The sequence below is a fragment of the Prochlorococcus marinus str. MIT 1214 genome, assembly GCF_027359355.1.
Lineage (GTDB): Bacteria > Cyanobacteriota > Cyanobacteriia > PCC-6307 > Cyanobiaceae > Prochlorococcus_B > Prochlorococcus_B marinus_F.
This window is the reverse complement of record NZ_CP114777.1, coordinates 286,773-303,156: the sequence shown is the minus strand read 5'-3', so window position 1 is coordinate 303,156 and position 16,384 is coordinate 286,773. Positions and strand designations below refer to the sequence as shown.

Below are 16,384 nucleotides of genomic sequence, written 5' to 3'. Positions count from 1 at the left end.
TTTATTTTCTTGAAAAAGCAAAGTTGACTAATAAAACACAATCAAGTGCTAGTTTTTTGTTATCACAAGTCACATAAATGACAATACTCGACCTAGCTAGAAGGACCAAAATCGTAGCTACAATTGGGCCCGCAACGGAAAGTGCGAGTCAAATAACTAAGTTAGTGGAAGCTGGTGCAACTACCTTTCGTCTAAATTTTAGTCATGGAGACCATGATGAACATGCACTAAGAATAAAAACAATTAGACAAGTTTCAGTTGATCTAGGCATTCACATAGGAATACTTCAAGATTTACAGGGGCCTAAGATCAGACTTGGTAGATTTAAGAATGGTCCTGTTAATGTTAAAAATGGCGATAAATTTATTCTTACATCAAAAAATATTGACTGTAATAAAGACCAGGCAAATGTCACTTATGACAAACTAGCTGAAGAAGTGACTGTTGGGAATCGAATTCTCTTAGACGACGGAAGGGTAGAAATGAAAGTTGAAGAAGTAGATTTAAAAGAACAAAGATTGATTTGCTCAATAACTGTGGGGGGTGTTTTATCTAATAATAAAGGTGTTAATTTCCCTGATGTTCAGCTATCTATTAGAGCCTTAACCGACAAAGACAAAGAAGATTTAGCATTTGGCTTAAGACAAGGTGTTGATTGGGTAGCACTCAGTTTTGTAAGAAACCCATCAGATCTAATAGAAATTAAAGATCTAATTAGAAATCATGGTTTTGACACTCCAGTAGTTGCCAAAATAGAAAAATTTGAAGCAATTGATCAAATTGACTCTGTTTTAAAACTTTGCGATGGAGTAATGGTGGCTAGGGGTGATCTTGGCGTAGAGATGCCAGCAGAAGAAGTTCCATTATTACAAAAGCAACTAATTAAAAAAGCAAACAGCCTTGGCATACCAATCATTACAGCTACACAAATGCTTGATTCAATGGCCTCAAGTCCAAGACCTACTAGAGCTGAAGTAAGTGATGTAGCAAATGCAATTCTTGATGGTACAGATGCTGTAATGCTTTCTAATGAAACCGCTGTAGGCGATTATCCAATCGAAGCTGTTGCAACTATGGCCACTATTGCGAAAAGGATAGAAAGAGATTATCCACAGAAAGCATTAGAAAGTCATCTTCCAAGCACTATTCCAAATGCAATTAGTGCAGCAGTAAGCAGCATTGCCCGACAAATAAACGCAGCGGCGATAATTCCACTAACAAAAAGTGGTGCTACCGCAAAAAATGTAAGTAAATTTAGACCTGCTACTCCTGTTTTAGCAGTAACAAACGAAAAGAGTGTTGCAAGTACACTTCAGCTTGTATGGGGAGTCACACCACTTCTGATAGAAAATCAAACCAGTACATCAAAAACATTTGATGATGCTATGGCTATGGCAAAAAAAATGAACATCCTTAAGCAAGGTGATCTGGTAGTTGAGACAGCAGGAACCTTGTCAGGAGTAAGTGGGTCAACAGATTTAGTAAAAGTTGGGATAGTTAGTTCAGAAGATGACAATGAAACTCTTTTTATCTAAAAACATATGAAAAGAAAACTCCCGCTCGCTGAAACCTCGGGAATGGCAATAAATAATCTTAAATCTAATAAATTTAGAAGCTTATTAACAATGCTAGGAATAGTAATTGGGAATGCTTCTGTAATAACACTTGTAGGCGTAGGGAGAGGAGCACAAAACCTTGCAGAAAATCAATTAAGCAATCTTGGCGCAAATGTATTATTTGTAGTTCCAGGAAATAATGACACTAGAAGACGAGGTGTTGCGTTTCCGAAAAATTTAGTTCTTAAAGATGCCAAGGCTATTGAACAACAAGTCCCAACTGTTAAGAGAGTAGCGCCACAAATCTCATCAAATGAAGTAATTCAAACTGGCTCTAAAAGTACAAGTACTTCCATTTCAGGAGTAACAAGAGATTTTTTAGTTGTAAGAAGCTTTGAGATTGCTAAAGGTCGTTTTATCAATGATCAAGATACAAAAGGGGCCAAAAATGTAGTAGTTATTGGACCAGATCTTGAAGAGAAGCTTTTTAATGACAGAGAAGGTTTGGGAGAGAGGATCAGAATAAAGGATCAGTCTTTTGAAATTGTGGGAGTGATGAAGCCTAAAGGTGCTGTATTTGGAAACAATCAAGATGAAAACGCATACATTCCAATATCCACCATGGTCAGCAGAATTACTGGTAAAGATCCAACTTATGGAGTAAGTCTAAGTTTCATAAGTGTTGAAGCAATAAATGAAAAATCAACAAAAGCAGCAAAATTTCAAATAACAAACTTATTAAGACAAAGACATAAAATAATCAGAGATGATGACTTCGCTGTTAGATCTCAAAAAGATGCTTTGCAAATAGTATCTACAATTACGGGTGGATTAACATTAATGCTAGCAGCAATCGGCGGGATATCATTATTAGTTGGCGGTATTGGAATTATGAATATTATGTTGGTATCTGTTAGTGAAAGAACTGAAGAAATAGGCCTTCGAAAAGCACTAGGTGCAAGGAGGCTTGATATATCAACACAATTCCTAATTGAATCATTAATACTTTCTAGTCTAGGTGGAATAGCTGGAACCGGTTTAGGATTAACAACTGTAAAAGTTGTAGCATTATTAACACCATTACCTGCAACAATTGGTTTTGGGACTGTTATTATTACTGTTATAATTTCTGGTACAATAGGTTTAACTTTTGGTGTTTTACCAGCAAAAAGAGCAGCAAAACTAGATCCAATTACAGCACTGAGAAGTTTATAAATAGAACTTATTAAATAATATTATTAGTAAATTTAAAAAATTTTTAAATAAATTTTTTAAAAATCGTGAGAGAAGTGGTGAAATTATCCAACAGAAAGGGGTGTTACACCATTAGAATCACACCTAAAACTTAAAGATTCATGGATAAGAAATGGAAAGTTATAGCTCTTTGGGTGCTACCGATAACAATCGTTGTCTTAATTACTTGGCAAATCCTTGGATCAGCAAGCAACAACCAAGTTAATCAAACCAATACCACTTCAGCATCAAGAAATGCTCCAGTTGCCAAAATTAGCTATGGCAGATTTCTCGATTATGTGAAAGCAGGAAGAGTAACATCTGTTGATATTTACGAAGGAGGCAGAAATGCAATAGTCGAATCAGTTGATCCGGAAATTGATAACAGAGTACAAAGACTAAGAGTTGACCTTCCAGGATTAGCTCCTGAATTAGTTTCTTCATTAAAAGACGAGGGAATAAGTTTTGATATACACCCTCCTAAAACTGCCCCCGCTGGAATAGGAATTCTTGGGAATCTCCTTTTCCCACTTATTCTTATTGGTGGTTTAATTCTACTTTCAAGAAGATCAAATTCAATGCCAGGCGGGCCAGGTCAAGCTATGCAATTTGGCAAGACGAAAGCAAGATTTGCCATGGAAGCCGAGACAGGCGTGAAATTTGATGATGTGGCTGGGGTAAATGAAGCCAAACAAGATTTAGAAGAAGTAGTAACTTTTTTAAAGCAACCTGAAAGATTTACATCTGTTGGAGCTCAAATTCCACGGGGCGTTCTTCTTGTTGGTCCTCCAGGAACTGGTAAGACACTTTTAGCTAAGGCAATTGCTGGAGAAGCAGATGTTCCTTTCTTCTCACTTTCTGGATCAGAATTTGTTGAGATGTTCGTAGGTGTAGGCGCAAGTCGTGTAAGAGATTTATTCAAAAGAGCAAAGGAAAACAGTCCATGCCTAATTTTTATCGACGAAATTGATGCAGTTGGTAGACAAAGAGGTGCTGGCATAGGAGGTGGTAATGATGAAAGAGAGCAAACACTCAATCAACTTCTAACCGAAATGGATGGATTTGAAGGAAATAGTGGAATCATTATCATTGCAGCAACTAATAGGCCAGATGTTCTTGATTCAGCATTAATGAGACCAGGAAGATTTGATAGACAGGTAACTGTTGACGCGCCTGATATTTCAGGAAGATTATCGATACTTAAAGTCCACTCTAGAAATAAAAAATTGCAGAAAGATTTAACTTTAGAAAGTATCGCTAGAAGAACGCCAGGTTTTACTGGTGCAGATTTAGCAAATTTGCTAAATGAAGCTGCAATTCTTACAGCGCGAAGGAGAAAAGATCAAATAGGACTTTCAGAAATAGATGACGCAGTTGATCGAATCATCGCTGGAATGGAAGGTCAACCATTAGTTGATGGAAGAAGCAAACGGTTGATTGCATATCATGAAGTAGGTCACGCTTTGATAGGTTCGCTTGTCAAAGATCATGATCCAGTCCAAAAAGTTACTGTTATTCCAAGGGGGCAAGCAAAAGGTTTAACTTGGTTCTCACCAGATGATGATCAAACGTTAATTAGCAGAGCACAGTTAAAAGCCAGAATAATGGGAGCTTTAGGTGGAAGAGCTGCAGAAGATATAATTTTTGGTAGAGAAGAAGTTACTACAGGTGCAGGTGGTGACGTACAGCAAGTGGCTTCAATGGCGCGTCAGATGGTAACTCGATTTGGGATGAGCAGCCTTGGTCCAGTTTCTCTAGAAGGAGATAGTCAAGAAGTTTTTGTGGGAAGAAGTCTAATGAATACATCTGACATATCAGATGAAATCTCAAAACAAATTGATGAACAAGTTAGAAAAATAGTTAAACAATGCTATGAAGAAACTCTTGAATTAGTAGCAAATAATAGATCTGCTATGGATAAATTGGTTGAAATTTTAATCGAAAAAGAAACCATGGACGGAGAAGAATTTTGCAAAATATTATCTGAATTCACAGTTATTCCCGAAAAAGATAGATTTATCCCAGTTCTCCAGGACCCAAAATAAATGAAAAATATCAAACTGAATTTATTGGTCTTTTATTAAAAACATTATCAATAATTCCGTACTCTACAGCGTCAGAAGGGGACATATAAAAGTCTCTATCTGTATCCTCACGAATTCTTTCAATAGGTTGGCCAGTTCTATCCGACAATTCTTTATTTAATTTATCCTTAATAAATAATATTTCATCAGCTTGAATTCTTATATCGCTTGCTTGGCCTCTTGCACCTCCCAATGGTTGGTGAATCATTATTCTTGAATGAAGCAAGCTACTTCTCTTTCCTTTTTCACCAGCGCAAAGTAGAAACGCTCCCATGCTTGCAGCAAGTCCAACACATACTGTGTGAATGTCTGGCTTAACATGTTGCATAGTGTCAAAAATACCAAGGCCGTCATAAACAGATCCACCTGGCGAGTTGATGTAGAGAAAAATATCTTTATCGGGATCATCCGCCTCTAGGAAAAGGAGTTGAGCAACAATACGATTCGCTGAATCACTCGTTACTGGTTCACCCAAAAATACTATTCTTTCTCTTAAAAGCCTGGAATAAATATCAAAGGCTCTTTCTCCTCTTCCAGATTCTTCAATAACTATTGGAATCATTGAACTATGATGATGGTCGGTTTTCATGATCCTAGCTAAGTCACGGGGTAAGCTAAGGTCTCTTAAGAATTATCTAGGTTTGGCATTGAGCGTTAGAGCAACAATTTCAGACAGCAAATCTGATTTCCATAAGGAATTTCCTTATGTGATACCGCCAATTTATAGAAAGCTTGCAGATGAGTTGCTTGTAGAACTTCATCTATTGAGTCATCAAAAGAACTTCAAGAGGGATTCAATTTTTGCTATTGGATTAAAAGAAATATTTATTAAGTTCACTAATGGGTATAAACCCAATGAACATATTAAGAAGCTTTTCGACGCAATTTGCAATAGCAATGGATTTAATCCAGTAGAGATAACTAACAGCTCTGAAGAATTAGTAAATAAGGCAAAATCATTTACAAATGAAGATTTAAATGCATATATAACACAAGTAAAAAACGAGAACAAAGAAAATAATTACTATAGTCGCATCAATGCTATTGGTATATATAAGTTAACTAATGAAATACCATTCATAAATAATATGAAAGAAGAAGATGTAAATAAAGAGATAAGTAAGATTTCCGAATTACTTGGTTATCAATATTCAAGAGTGGAAAAAGACATAAGCATGTATAAGTCAAATATTGAGAAGATGAAACAAGCTTTAGAAATTATCGCTCTAAACCTAACATCAAAATAATTGTAGTCTTTACTTTTTTCTTCTTTTATCTTTAAAATCAATATAGGTTATGTATATCACACCAATTGTGATAAACGAAAGTAGAAAAATAGAAAGAAAAGATAGAAAACTATAGAGATTGAAGTCTATAGGCATCAGTAAGTATCACTAAATATCAATTGAACCATCTCCATTTCTACCCCATACCACCATTGCAATAGAAAAAGTGAAAATAGCAGCTAAGGAAGCCCAACCTAAAGTGAAGATCATGACTAGAATTATTTTCTAAATTATAACTTATTAAAAAGGTTTAAATCATGTACTTTAGAGAAATTAAAAGCGAATAAGAAATTAGACAAACAGCATCAGAAAAATGGGAAGACTCGTCCAAAACCACAGCACAAACATAGAAGGACTGATCAAATGGTTGAAAAAGATAGCAGCAACAGACGAGATTAAGACAGTAACACCTGCCTCGCTATCAAAGACTAACGGTAGAGGTGCAAATCTTGGTCTAAAAGTTACCATCAAAACCAACGAAGGTTATAAGCTCCTAGCAAGGAAAGGGAAACTTGTACAAGAGGTCTTTCTGGTTACAAACTTGGACGTGAATGAAATTATAAAAATAATTGAAAAAACTAATCCAAAGTCTTGTCGGAAAAAGAAAGGTTGTTAGATGAAGCTTGACGAAAGTAGGTGTTTTTATGTTGCCTAGATACAGATTCAGAAAGTTCCTTTATGATATCTTCTTTGATCATGTTCATCGCTAAATCTATTTCGCATAGGTGTTCAGCCATAAAAAAGAATTTTTTTTTAATATAATGCGTAAATCAAAGAAGCTCTAATAATTAATAAAATAATCAGATTTATATAAAGTGAAAAGTAAAACACTTATAAATAATAAAAAGATTAAAATATTTATTAGACGAGTTTCAAAGCAAAATAATATAGGTTAAAGATATAGAATATTTGTTAGGTAATTAATCTAAGAAAGAGAGCTAAAAATAAGCATAAAAAAAGCAACCGAATATAAACCTAAAGTTCATATTCGTTTTTAAATTTATCTAAATTCGTCAAATATAGTTGATGAAGATTAGTAGTTTCATCATTGAAGCCTACGTCATTGTACATTTGCTCAAGAGACATGTAGGCACTCATTACAGGTAAAAATGCAGATTTATATTCTTCCTGTATATCATCTTCATCTATATCGTGAATTATGGCTGTAATTAATTCTATTTGCTTCTTGGCTAATGAAATGTTTTTCTCTAATTCAGGACTAAGTTTACGTCTTCTTTTTGCCATTGAATACAATTCATCCACAAAAATAATACACCATTTTAAAAGGAAAAATCAATCAATCGAGTAAGGGGATCTTAAAACCACTCGAATAAGGGTAAATACTCATAAAACGAGTATATGAGTGTACCATTTTTATAAAAATGGGATATATTTTACTTGGTACAATAACAATGTGATAATAGACCAAAAGATTTTTATTAAAGGGCTAACTAATCTAACTATCACTATGAAAAGTAATTCAGATAAAAACCATACAAAACTTCCATGGTGGGTTGAACTGTTGTTTGTTCAAATCGGATTACCAGACGCATGGCTTTCTAAATATCTAAAAAAGAAAAAAGAAGCAGCGAATTTAATTAATGAAAACAAAAAAAATATAGCTTATTCCGCCATCATAATTGCAGGGATATTATACATATATCCAATAGTAAGATATACATCTTCAAGTTCCTCATGCATAAATAAGACTATAAAGTATCTAAAATCAAATAATATAAATACATCTCAAATTGAAATGGATATAAATTCCTTAGCTGTTGGATATTGTCATGGTGGTTCCTTACCTGATTAATTAGCAGTTCGCTTTTTATATTTTTCACCATCAATCTCATATGTTGGAGCTTTTTCAGGAGGCTTACCCTCAAACAAAGGAATCAATTTAGTAACCAACCTTCCCATTACCGGCACCCAAAATTTTATATAGGCATTATTAAGAATTTTATTCATTTTTATTCTATTATAATATATAAATAAAATTAAGGCAATGCTATTCGCTAATGTTCATTAGTAAAAACAGATCGTCAGATTTTTTAACAGTAACATAGAATTTTTTAAAATTTGATTTTGCTATGTAATTATTCTTAGAAGTAATTACATACTTATACTTGCTGACATCATCAAAATCATCTACGATCTTAGACGAAGGCAAATAATATGATAATAAAGTCTTAGTTTTACTGTCAAGACTTGATAAGTAAATGGTATTAGAATTCATAATTGATAATACATTATCATCTTTTAGGAATAGTTTTGTTTTATAGTTTGGATTACCTAGCACACCAAAATTAAATAATAATGACAAAGAAATATATTGAGGTATAATAATATTGTATAAGAAGTTAATTAAATTAAAACTATTCTTTTTATTGTCAAATAATAATATAATTGATTTTAAATACGATAATAATAGAAATGTAGAAAGTATATAAATTATCAATGTATTAGCAGGAGAATAGGCAATTATTTTGTCTTTGAAATTAATAATAGAAAATATGAGGATAAATGATACGAATAGATTTATTATAAACAGTAAATACTTAATAGTAGAGCTAGAAAAGGAAAATCTAAAAGAGTTAGATGATAAGTAAGTGGCAAAGATAATAGATAATGAAGGTAAGAGGAAAAGATAATAATGTGGATATGAAGTAGACATACATAATAATAATATTAAAGATAAAGCGGGATAGAAATAAATCAATAATGGATAATTAGTCTTAGTATTGGGTCGAGTAAAAATAAATAGTATAAGGAAAAATATTCCAATGGGAAAAGTAAAATACAGAAAATTCAAAGGTGAAAGTAATAAATTATTAAAACCAACATCGCCGACTGCCTGTTTCCTAGCGAAATCAAAAAGGGTTGTAATTCCGAGGAATCCATACTTTTGAAATGAAAAATAAAGATTTAGGCAAGTTGGTATTGCACCAAGAAAGATTCCTATAAAAAATAAAATATTAAAAGTATTCTCTTTTTTATGGGAATGATAAAATATAAAAGGTGCTAGTCCTATAAATGGTACAAAGGCCATATAACTTCTAATAAAAAAAGATATAGAAATAAAAAGGCCAGACAAAAATATATAAAAATACTGCCTTATATATTCTGATGAATCAAGAGATTTGAGGAAAAATAAAATAACTAAAAGTATACACAATACGAATGGTATATCTGGACTACCGTATCTTGAATATTGAATCCATAATGGCATTGATGAAAGTGAGCATACAGAAATTAATGCAGACTTTCTATTTGTAACTTTTAATGCAATTAAGTACGAGCTAATTAAGCAAAGGAAAGAAGAAAGAATACTTGGAAGCCTTATAGCTAGTTCACTATATCCAAACAACCTAATAGATAATGCTATAAACCAATAGCTTCCTAATGTCTTATGGTGAGGAGATAAGAATGGGGGGGAAAACCAGTTTTCAGATTCTTCAATCAATCTTGCTCTTCTAGCGTAAAGACCCTCATCATGGGCGACGAGACTTTGAGTAGAAAGATCAATAAGGAAATAAAGTGAAATAAAAGAGATAAAAAACAGAACAGGGACAATAATCTTTTTATTTTGTAAGAGATAGTTATTAATAACTACTTTAATCTTCTTATAATTGATTATATTCGATGGAAGAATTCTCATGGTCGAATATGATTATAAATTCTTAAGTTCAATTTTAATGAACTACATTTTAATCAAATTATATCCTTAGTAATTTGATTTGGGAATTTAAGAGACTGTTAATTAATAACATCATGTATAATAAAAATATTTTAAGACTTATAAAAGATGGCAACCGCTAAGGAAAAGAAGGAAGAAGTAAAAGCATCTCTAAAGATTTTACGATCTGAACTGAGAAAAATGCATCTAGGAGTAACAGAAGAGCTTTCACTCCCAGAGCCAACGGAAGTCAAAAAATTGATGACTCAAATGGAGGCGCTATTGGTTGTAATTGAACCAAAGTCATCTAGAAAAGCAAAAAAATAAGGAAAGCCCATTTTCCTTGTAAAAAGGACTTAGGCATAAATAAAATAACTCAATATAGAATCTAATGATTAGTTGATATTATTCAAACCTTATTTATAGTTTTAAAAAGTGAGGGGCTAGTAATTAATATGGTAATCGCCAAAGGGTGATTAGAAATAGTATAAAAAAGTGTCGAAAAAGTAAAAAAATCGATTAGAATTCGAAGGTCAATTCTTAAATCATATATTGAAAGTGTAATTAGAAGAATTTGTAACCAATTGTATTTTATATAATTAAAAAATCTATCTATAGAAATAAAGGCCATGTTAAATCAATCAAACTCTTTATTTCTTGTTATTGATAATAATGAAGGGGCTAAAGCTATACTCGACCAAGAACCGGCTATAACGCCGATTACTAAAGCAAAGGCAAACCAATACAATGTTGATCCGCCCCAGATCAATATACAAATTAATGGGAGAAGTGTTGTTAAACTTGTATAAACTGTCCTTGTTAATGTTGCACCAACAGCTTTATCAATCTGATATTTAAAACTTAATTGATTCTCTATTAAACTTTTTTCTCTAATCCTATCAAAGACAACAACAGTATTGTTTACTGAATAGCCTGCAATGGTCAAAAGAGAAACAGCGAATAAGGAGTCAACCTCTACATTAAAAAAATATCCCAGCCATGCAAATACACCACAAACAATAAGTATGTCATGCAAAAGAGCAAATAAAGCTAAGAATGAGTATCTTTGATCGTATCTAAAATTAATATATAAAGCTATAGCAAGAAAAGCAAAGAGAAGAGAAATTAAACTACTTTTAAGTAACTGCTTCCCAAGACTTGGACCAATAATTTCGACTGAAGTATTTTCATTGTTTAATGGTCCGAAAGATTTATTAACCTCTGCCACTACAGACTCAGATTGAACTGCAGATAAAAATGGAAGCCTAATGGATATTAATTGTGAATTATCAAGTAATTGTATTTGTGATCTAGTTAAATTCGGAGATGTATTTGAACTAAAATTTTTATTATTGTTTTTTAAAGCGATTATATTATTAGATATGTCACTTGTATTTAAGTCAATACATTCATCAGTACAACTCCTCTCTAATGTTATTTGAGTTCCTCCGGTATAATCTAAACCAAGATTCAAAGGGGCCTTAATAGAAGTACTTTTAAGGCAAATTAGCATTCCAATTATTGATATTAAACATAAAGAGAATGAAACAAGCCAAACATTTTTTCTGTTTTTATAGAGTTGAACATTAAAATTAGCTTTCATAATTTAATTTAATTAGTTGCTATTGAACGTTGATAGATGGGGATGGAATCTGATTAGGGTTAATAAAGTTAGTAATTTTTCTAAGGCCTTGATAACTCATTAGGAACTTCAATATTGCTTTTGTACATGTTAAGGCCGTAAACAAACTCAAGACGACACCAATACCCAAGGTAGCTGCAAAACCTTTTACAAATCCAGTGCCCAAATAAAATAACGTAATACAGCTTATTAAAGTAGTTAAATGACCATCAATTATTGATGAAAAAGCGTTTTTAAAACTTGCGTCTATTGAACGAATCAAGGTGTTTCCATTGCGTAATTCTTCCTTTAATCTTTCGAAAATTAGAACATTAGCGTCAACAGCCATTCCTATGCTTAATATAAAGCCAGCTATGCCTGGAAGAGTAAGCGTCACTGGTAGCAGTGCATAAATAGAGAGAGTGAAGAGCGAGTAAAAAGACAAAGCCAAGACGGCAACTAATCCAGCAAGTTTATATATAAAGATCATAAAAATACCTACAAGAAGCAAGCCTGTGAGAGCAGCAAAAAGACTGAGACGAATATTTTGAGTCCCTAGAGAAGGTCCTATTGTTCTTATCTGAATAATGTCAATAGGTAGAGGCAAAGCTCCTCCCCTTAATTGAACTTCTAAATTTCTAGCGTCATCGGCAGTAAAATTTCCGCTTATAGTCGCTGCACCACCAGTAATGCCAGCAGTTTCAAATTGCTTACCAACACTAGCTTCGCTATATGAAATACCATCAATAACAATTCCAAGCAATCGAGGAGTTCCAGCAATGGATTTTGTGAGGTCTGCAAATAATTCTCCTCCCTGATTATTGAAGCTTAAAGTGACTTCCCAATTATTAGTATTTTGATCTTGTCGTCTGCCTGCATTTGTCAAATATTGTCCAGTTAATGATGTTCTGTCAAACAGACCTGCAATGTCCGTACTTATTTTATTCCTTAAAAGATTGAATTGATCTACATCTAATATCTGGTCAGATTGAATATTATATTTTTCGAATAATTGATTAATTTCGTTATTAATATTAACCTCCTTTATTAATTGGGCTGAATTATTATTCTCTTCTAATAATTTAATAATAGATTCAACGCTGTTTCGTTGAGTTTGTAAATCTCTTAATTGTGCAGCTGTACCATCTTTCTGAATCCTAAATTCTAATAGAGCAGTTTCTCCTAACACTTTCGCTGCTCCGGAAGGATCTTGTTCCCCAGGAAGTTCTAATAGCAATTGATTTGTTCCTATAGTTTGAAGTTGTGAATCTGAAACTCCTAATCCGTTTACCCTCTTATCAAGAACAGCCTTAACTCCTTCGATTTCATTGGAGGTAATTTTTGTAATTTCCTGAGTAGGCTTAACCTCTAGAGTTAGTTGACTACCTCCTCGTAGATCCAGTCCTAATTGGAAAGGTATATTGGTGCATATAAAAATACTTAATACTGCAAAAATAATGACAACAAGAAACCAATAGTTCTTTCTACCCATTATTAATCTACTCCACCATTATTAATAATATTTTCCGCAGCATCAACTATCTGATGAGGTTGAATAATAGTTAAATTTTCTAAATTTCCATTATAAGGCGTTGGAATATCCTGACTGCTTAAACGAACAGGAGGAGAATCTAAATCATCGAAGCAATTCTCAGTAATCAAAGACATTAACTCAGCAGCAATTCCACCTGTTTTCATACATTCTTCAACAATAATTACTCTATGAGTTTTTCTTATAGATTTAGATATTGTTTCCATGTCAAAAGGCTTAAGACTTATTAAATCAATCAATTCAACATCAATTCCTTTCCCTTCAAGAAGCTCAACTGCTTTCAAACAGTGGTGACGCATTCTCGAATAAGTTAAAATCGTAATGTCACTTCCTTGCTTTACAAGATCGGCTTGATCTAAGGCGCAGACATAATCACCCTCAGGCAGTTCTTCAGTGAGGTTATATAAAAGAACATGTTCAAAGAAAAGAACAGGATTATTATCTCTAATAGCAGCTTTCATTAGGCCTTTAGCATTCGTGGGAGTACTACAAGCCACAATTTTGATGCCAGGAACTGCATGAAAATAGGCTTCAAGTCTTTGACTGTGTTCAGCACCTAATTGCCTTCCAACTCCACCAGGACCTCTAACAACTGTTGGAATAGTGAAATTTCCACCGCTCGTATATCTAAGCATTCCCATATTGTTGGATATTTGATTAAAGGCAAGCAACAAAAAACCCATATTCATCCCTTCAACAATTGGTCTTAAACCAGTCATGGCAGCGCCAACAGCCATACCAGTAAAACTATTTTCAGCAATTGGTGTATCTAATACCCTGAACTCACCATATTTTTCATACAAATCTTTCGTAACTTTATAAGAGCCTCCATATTGTCCAACATCCTCACCCATTACACATACCAAAGGATCTCTGTCCATTTCTTCATCAATTGCTTCACGAAGAGCATTAAATAAAAGAGTCCCTTTCACAGAATTAACAGATCGTCCGGATTACCGGTTTGTTCTTCCAAACTATCTCAAACAGTGCCTAATTACCCACCTGCTGCAAAAGTCGATAACAGCAAAATGGAAAGCAACATTCCAGGAGAGAGTAATAAAACGAGAAGTCCTAAGTCATGAAGAGTCATAGAAAGATCTAAATATTACAATTTAATAGTTAAATACTAGTCAGTTTTGTCCTTGTTGCCTTCTATTAAACTTCGAATAAATACTAAAAACAAACCAAGTCCAATAAAACCAAAGGTAAAAGTTGCAAGAAAACTAATTCCAATAATTAGTGTTTTAAAACCAGAAGCAATACTCTGAGCAATGGGAGAAGAATAATTAGGAGTATGGATCGAAAAATATAAAACTATTTTTTTACTAATAAAAAGGCTTAACATGCTAAAAGATAAACTTGTAATCGAACCTGAGAGAAAGCTTATGGGGCCTTTCTGTGGTTCAGGGCTATTGGGATCTAAAGAACTTGATGATTGATTAGCTAATTCATCAGATTCATTTTTAAACCCATTACTAGGTGAATTCATTTCTTAATTCAACTCCATTAGACATCATTGAACATGCCCAAGCTGATAAACCAGCCCTTTCAAATTCATTAACATGTTCTTTGAGTACTTTATTTGCTTGGTCATAATTTTGAAACAAGGCAAAGCAACTTGGACCAGAACCACTCATTGAAACAAGACGTGAATCTGGCAACCTAGACAATAAATTCAATGACTTCTCAACCTCTGGTGTCATAGGGCGAACGCTTTTTTGTAAATCATTTTGTATTTCTTTACGATTATCAAAAAGCGACTGATCAGACCAGTCAATAGATCTAATAGAGTTTCTTTTGATTTCAAAATCCCTATCATCTTCAAGATAGCTTTCACCAAACTGCTCTTTATATTTTTTGTATGCAACTGGAGTAGATACTTGTATTGAAGGGTCTTTAACCAAAATAAGACCTAACTGAATTTGATCAAATTTCAATTTTTCTAAAATTTCACCTCTACCAAAACATATTTGCCTCCCTCCTGATATGCAAAAAGGGATATCTGATCCTATTTCTTTTGATAGGTTCTCTAATTCATCAGTCTTAAGATTTAGCTTCCAAAGTTTATTTAATCCAAGTAATGTTGCAGCTGCATCTGTAGATCCCCCTGCCAATCCTGCTCCAATAGGAATGTTTTTCTCAAGTTCAATATCAACACCTAATTCTTGATTTTCTACTTTATTTCTCAACAGCTTTGCAGCTTTTATTATTAGATTATCGTCACCATTACTAATTTCTTTATTATTAGATTTTAGATTAATAGTATTATCTACTCTTTTTATCATCTTCAATTGATCACTTAAATTAATACTTTGCATGACCATTGCTAATTCATGAAAGCCATCGCTCCTAATACCTAAAACCTCTAAATGTAGATTAATTTTTGCATGTGCATTTGCGATAAGAAAATCTTCATTTGCTTTGGAAGGTACCATTTTCAATAACACAAGTTTCTTTTAAAGCTTTTGCCAAGCCGAACCAATTGGAAGGTGAAATTTCCTGTGGTCTTTGATCAAGACTAATACCTCTGTAGGCGAAAAATTCCTTTATTTGATCGTTGGAAGTAACAAAACTTCCAATCGTGTTTCGTAATTTTTTTCTTCTACCAGCAAAAGCATGTTTCAAAAGTTTCTCTAATAAATTCCCTACCTCATAAAAATCTGGATCAATAGATGCAAAGGGCTTAATCATGACTACTTTAGAATCCACCTTCGGTGCTGGTTGAAAACATATAGAAGGCACATCACATACGTCCTGACATTTAGCCAAAAGCTGGATCCGTACACTTAAAGCACTAAAATTGCTATTCCCAGGTCTAGCTAAAAGTCTTTGTGCAACTTCTTTTTGCATAAGTAAAACTAAAGTTTCAAAACTATTTTCAGGCGCTTTTCTTAATTCACCAATCAATCTTTTTAATAGTGGACCGGTGATGTTGTATGGAATATTAGCTACAACTTTGTTGATAGTGAGTCCATTCTCAGCATCCAGTGGGGCAGATAGAACATCTCCCTCTCTCAAACTAAATTTATTTTGATGATGAAAACGCTTTTTCAAACCAATGACTAAATCTCTATCTAGCTCAATTGCCTGGATAAATCTTGCTTGGGATTCAATTAATTTTTCTGTTAAAGCACCTTTACCTGGACCAACTTCTAATACGCAATCTTCAGGATTCAATTCGGCCGCCTTGACTATTTGATCCAAAACGCCCTGATCTTTCAACCAATGTTGTCCAAAGCGTTTTCTTGGGATGTGCCTAAAATCATTCAAAGTGTTATCACCACACATACGCATAAACTCCATACCACATTAGAAACGATCACATATCTCACTCAAATAAAAATAAATTATTTAAAATATACTCACAAGAAGATCT

At 33.3% G+C, this 16,384-nt stretch carries 17 protein-coding genes and 1 pseudogene; 7 read left to right on the top strand and 11 right to left on the bottom strand.

Annotated elements, in window-relative coordinates:
* Positions 1–77: 77 nt before the first annotated feature.
* From pyk to ftsH, 3 genes and pseudogenes are all read left to right on the top strand, one after another.
* Positions 78–1,505, top strand: a pseudogene (pyk, locus tag O5639_RS01620) (pyruvate kinase); the annotation flags it as partial.
* A 36-nt stretch (positions 1,506–1,541) separates the two neighbouring features.
* Positions 1,542–2,771 (top strand): ABC transporter permease, encoded by a 1,230-nt coding sequence (locus O5639_RS01615; protein WP_269624770.1) that lies wholly within the window; start codon positions 1,542–1,544, stop codon positions 2,769–2,771.
* Positions 2,772–2,911: 140 nt separating this feature from the next.
* Positions 2,912–4,834: an ATP-dependent zinc metalloprotease FtsH gene (ftsH, locus tag O5639_RS01610; RefSeq protein ID WP_269624769.1), complete on the top strand. Its 1,923-nt coding sequence runs from the start codon at positions 2,912–2,914 to the stop codon at positions 4,832–4,834.
* A 10-nt stretch (positions 4,835–4,844) separates the two neighbouring features.
* On the opposite strand, the gene clpP is transcribed toward ftsH, so the two are convergent.
* A complete protein-coding gene (gene clpP, locus O5639_RS01605) occupies positions 4,845–5,462 on the bottom strand; it encodes an ATP-dependent Clp endopeptidase proteolytic subunit ClpP (protein WP_269624768.1) in 618 nt (205 codons plus the stop codon).
* Positions 5,463–5,520: 58 nt separating this feature from the next.
* Between clpP and psb29 the strand changes: the two genes are divergently transcribed.
* Positions 5,521–6,120 (top strand): photosystem II biogenesis protein Psp29, encoded by a 600-nt coding sequence (psb29, locus tag O5639_RS01600; protein WP_269624767.1) that lies wholly within the window; start codon positions 5,521–5,523, stop codon positions 6,118–6,120.
* Between the two features lie 147 nt (positions 6,121–6,267).
* On the opposite strand, the gene petN is transcribed toward psb29, so the two are convergent.
* Complete coding sequence (petN, locus tag O5639_RS01595) at positions 6,268–6,369, bottom strand: cytochrome b6-f complex subunit PetN (RefSeq protein ID WP_071841048.1); 102 nt, start codon at positions 6,367–6,369, stop codon at positions 6,268–6,270.
* Between the two features lie 103 nt (positions 6,370–6,472).
* On the opposite strand from petN, the gene O5639_RS01590 reads away from it, so the two are divergent.
* Complete coding sequence (locus O5639_RS01590; RefSeq protein WP_269624766.1) at positions 6,473–6,775, top strand: DUF2103 domain-containing protein; 303 nt, start codon at positions 6,473–6,475, stop codon at positions 6,773–6,775.
* Positions 6,776–7,134: 359 nt separating this feature from the next.
* Here O5639_RS01590 and O5639_RS01585 read toward each other — a convergent pair whose 3' ends face one another.
* Positions 7,135–7,404 carry a hypothetical protein gene (locus tag O5639_RS01585; RefSeq protein ID WP_269624765.1) on the bottom strand — a complete coding sequence of 90 codons (270 nt, stop codon included), beginning with the start codon at positions 7,402–7,404 and terminating at the stop codon, positions 7,135–7,137.
* Positions 7,405–7,627: 223 nt separating this feature from the next.
* Here O5639_RS01585 and O5639_RS01580 point away from each other — a divergent pair, with 223 nt between their 5' ends.
* A complete protein-coding gene (locus tag O5639_RS01580; RefSeq protein ID WP_269624764.1) occupies positions 7,628–7,972 on the top strand; it encodes a hypothetical protein in 345 nt (114 codons plus the stop codon).
* Here the strand turns inward: O5639_RS01580 and O5639_RS01575 are convergent.
* Positions 7,969–8,127, bottom strand: a complete 159-nt coding sequence (locus O5639_RS01575; protein ID WP_269624763.1) for a hypothetical protein — start codon at positions 8,125–8,127, stop codon at positions 7,969–7,971. The two genes, O5639_RS01580 and O5639_RS01575, sit on opposite strands and share 4 nt — an antisense overlap.
* A 40-nt stretch (positions 8,128–8,167) precedes the next feature.
* The gene (locus tag O5639_RS01570) at positions 8,168–9,622 is read right to left on the bottom strand and encodes an ArnT family glycosyltransferase (RefSeq protein WP_269624762.1); all 1,455 of its coding nucleotides are present in this window, start codon (positions 9,620–9,622) and stop codon (positions 8,168–8,170) included.
* 342 nt (positions 9,623–9,964) lie between these two features.
* Between O5639_RS01570 and O5639_RS01565 the strand changes: the two genes are divergently transcribed.
* Positions 9,965–10,162 carry a hypothetical protein gene (locus O5639_RS01565; RefSeq protein WP_269624761.1) on the top strand — a complete coding sequence of 66 codons (198 nt, stop codon included), beginning with the start codon at positions 9,965–9,967 and terminating at the stop codon, positions 10,160–10,162.
* Between the two features lie 310 nt (positions 10,163–10,472).
* On the opposite strand, the gene secF is transcribed toward O5639_RS01565, so the two are convergent.
* From secF to rsmA, 6 genes are all read right to left on the bottom strand, one after another.
* Positions 10,473–11,438: a protein translocase subunit SecF gene (gene secF, locus O5639_RS01560; protein WP_269624760.1), complete on the bottom strand. Its 966-nt coding sequence runs from the start codon at positions 11,436–11,438 to the stop codon at positions 10,473–10,475.
* 19 nt (positions 11,439–11,457) lie between these two features.
* The gene (gene secD, locus O5639_RS01555; RefSeq protein WP_269624759.1) at positions 11,458–12,948 is read right to left on the bottom strand and encodes a protein translocase subunit SecD; all 1,491 of its coding nucleotides are present in this window, start codon (positions 12,946–12,948) and stop codon (positions 11,458–11,460) included.
* A 2-nt stretch (positions 12,949–12,950) separates the two neighbouring features.
* Positions 12,951–13,940 carry an alpha-ketoacid dehydrogenase subunit beta gene (locus O5639_RS01550; protein ID WP_269624758.1) on the bottom strand — a complete coding sequence of 330 codons (990 nt, stop codon included), beginning with the start codon at positions 13,938–13,940 and terminating at the stop codon, positions 12,951–12,953.
* Between the two features lie 194 nt (positions 13,941–14,134).
* On the bottom strand, positions 14,135–14,497 hold the full coding sequence (locus O5639_RS01545; RefSeq protein WP_269624757.1) for a DUF3082 domain-containing protein: 363 nt from the start codon (positions 14,495–14,497) through the stop codon (positions 14,135–14,137).
* A complete protein-coding gene (ispE, locus tag O5639_RS01540) occupies positions 14,484–15,443 on the bottom strand; it encodes a 4-(cytidine 5'-diphospho)-2-C-methyl-D-erythritol kinase (RefSeq protein WP_269624756.1) in 960 nt (319 codons plus the stop codon). The genes O5639_RS01545 and ispE overlap by 14 nt, the downstream gene beginning before the upstream one ends.
* On the bottom strand, positions 15,421–16,296 hold the full coding sequence (rsmA, locus tag O5639_RS01535; protein WP_269624755.1) for a 16S rRNA (adenine(1518)-N(6)/adenine(1519)-N(6))-dimethyltransferase RsmA: 876 nt from the start codon (positions 16,294–16,296) through the stop codon (positions 15,421–15,423). The genes ispE and rsmA overlap by 23 nt, the downstream gene beginning before the upstream one ends.
* Positions 16,297–16,384: the final 88 nt, after the last annotated feature.

Bases quoted from the DNA above. Each gene is read 5' to 3' on its own strand.
- ftsH (WP_269624769.1), top strand. From the start codon at position 2,912: ATGGATAAGAAATGGAAAGTTATAGCTCTTTGGGTGCTACCGATAACA.
- petN (WP_071841048.1), bottom strand. From the start codon at position 6,369: ATGATCTTCACTTTAGGTTGGGCTTCCTTAGCTGCTATTTTCACTTTT.
- O5639_RS01615 (WP_269624770.1), top strand. From the start codon at position 1,542: ATGAAAAGAAAACTCCCGCTCGCTGAAACCTCGGGAATGGCAATAAAT.
- O5639_RS01585 (WP_269624765.1), bottom strand. From the start codon at position 7,404: ATGGCAAAAAGAAGACGTAAACTTAGTCCTGAATTAGAGAAAAACATT.
- secD (WP_269624759.1), bottom strand. From the start codon at position 12,948: ATGGGTAGAAAGAACTATTGGTTTCTTGTTGTCATTATTTTTGCAGTA.
- rsmA (WP_269624755.1), bottom strand. From the start codon at position 16,296: ATGTGTGGTGATAACACTTTGAATGATTTTAGGCACATCCCAAGAAAA.
- O5639_RS01590 (WP_269624766.1), top strand. From the start codon at position 6,473: ATGGGAAGACTCGTCCAAAACCACAGCACAAACATAGAAGGACTGATC.
- secF (WP_269624760.1), bottom strand. From the start codon at position 11,438: ATGAAAGCTAATTTTAATGTTCAACTCTATAAAAACAGAAAAAATGTT.
- O5639_RS01565 (WP_269624761.1), top strand. From the start codon at position 9,965: ATGGCAACCGCTAAGGAAAAGAAGGAAGAAGTAAAAGCATCTCTAAAG.
- ispE (WP_269624756.1), bottom strand. From the start codon at position 15,443: ATGGTACCTTCCAAAGCAAATGAAGATTTTCTTATCGCAAATGCACAT.
- clpP (WP_269624768.1), bottom strand. From the start codon at position 5,462: ATGAAAACCGACCATCATCATAGTTCAATGATTCCAATAGTTATTGAA.
- O5639_RS01545 (WP_269624757.1), bottom strand. From the start codon at position 14,497: ATGAATTCACCTAGTAATGGGTTTAAAAATGAATCTGATGAATTAGCT.
- O5639_RS01580 (WP_269624764.1), top strand. From the start codon at position 7,628: ATGAAAAGTAATTCAGATAAAAACCATACAAAACTTCCATGGTGGGTT.
- O5639_RS01575 (WP_269624763.1), bottom strand. From the start codon at position 8,127: ATGAATAAAATTCTTAATAATGCCTATATAAAATTTTGGGTGCCGGTA.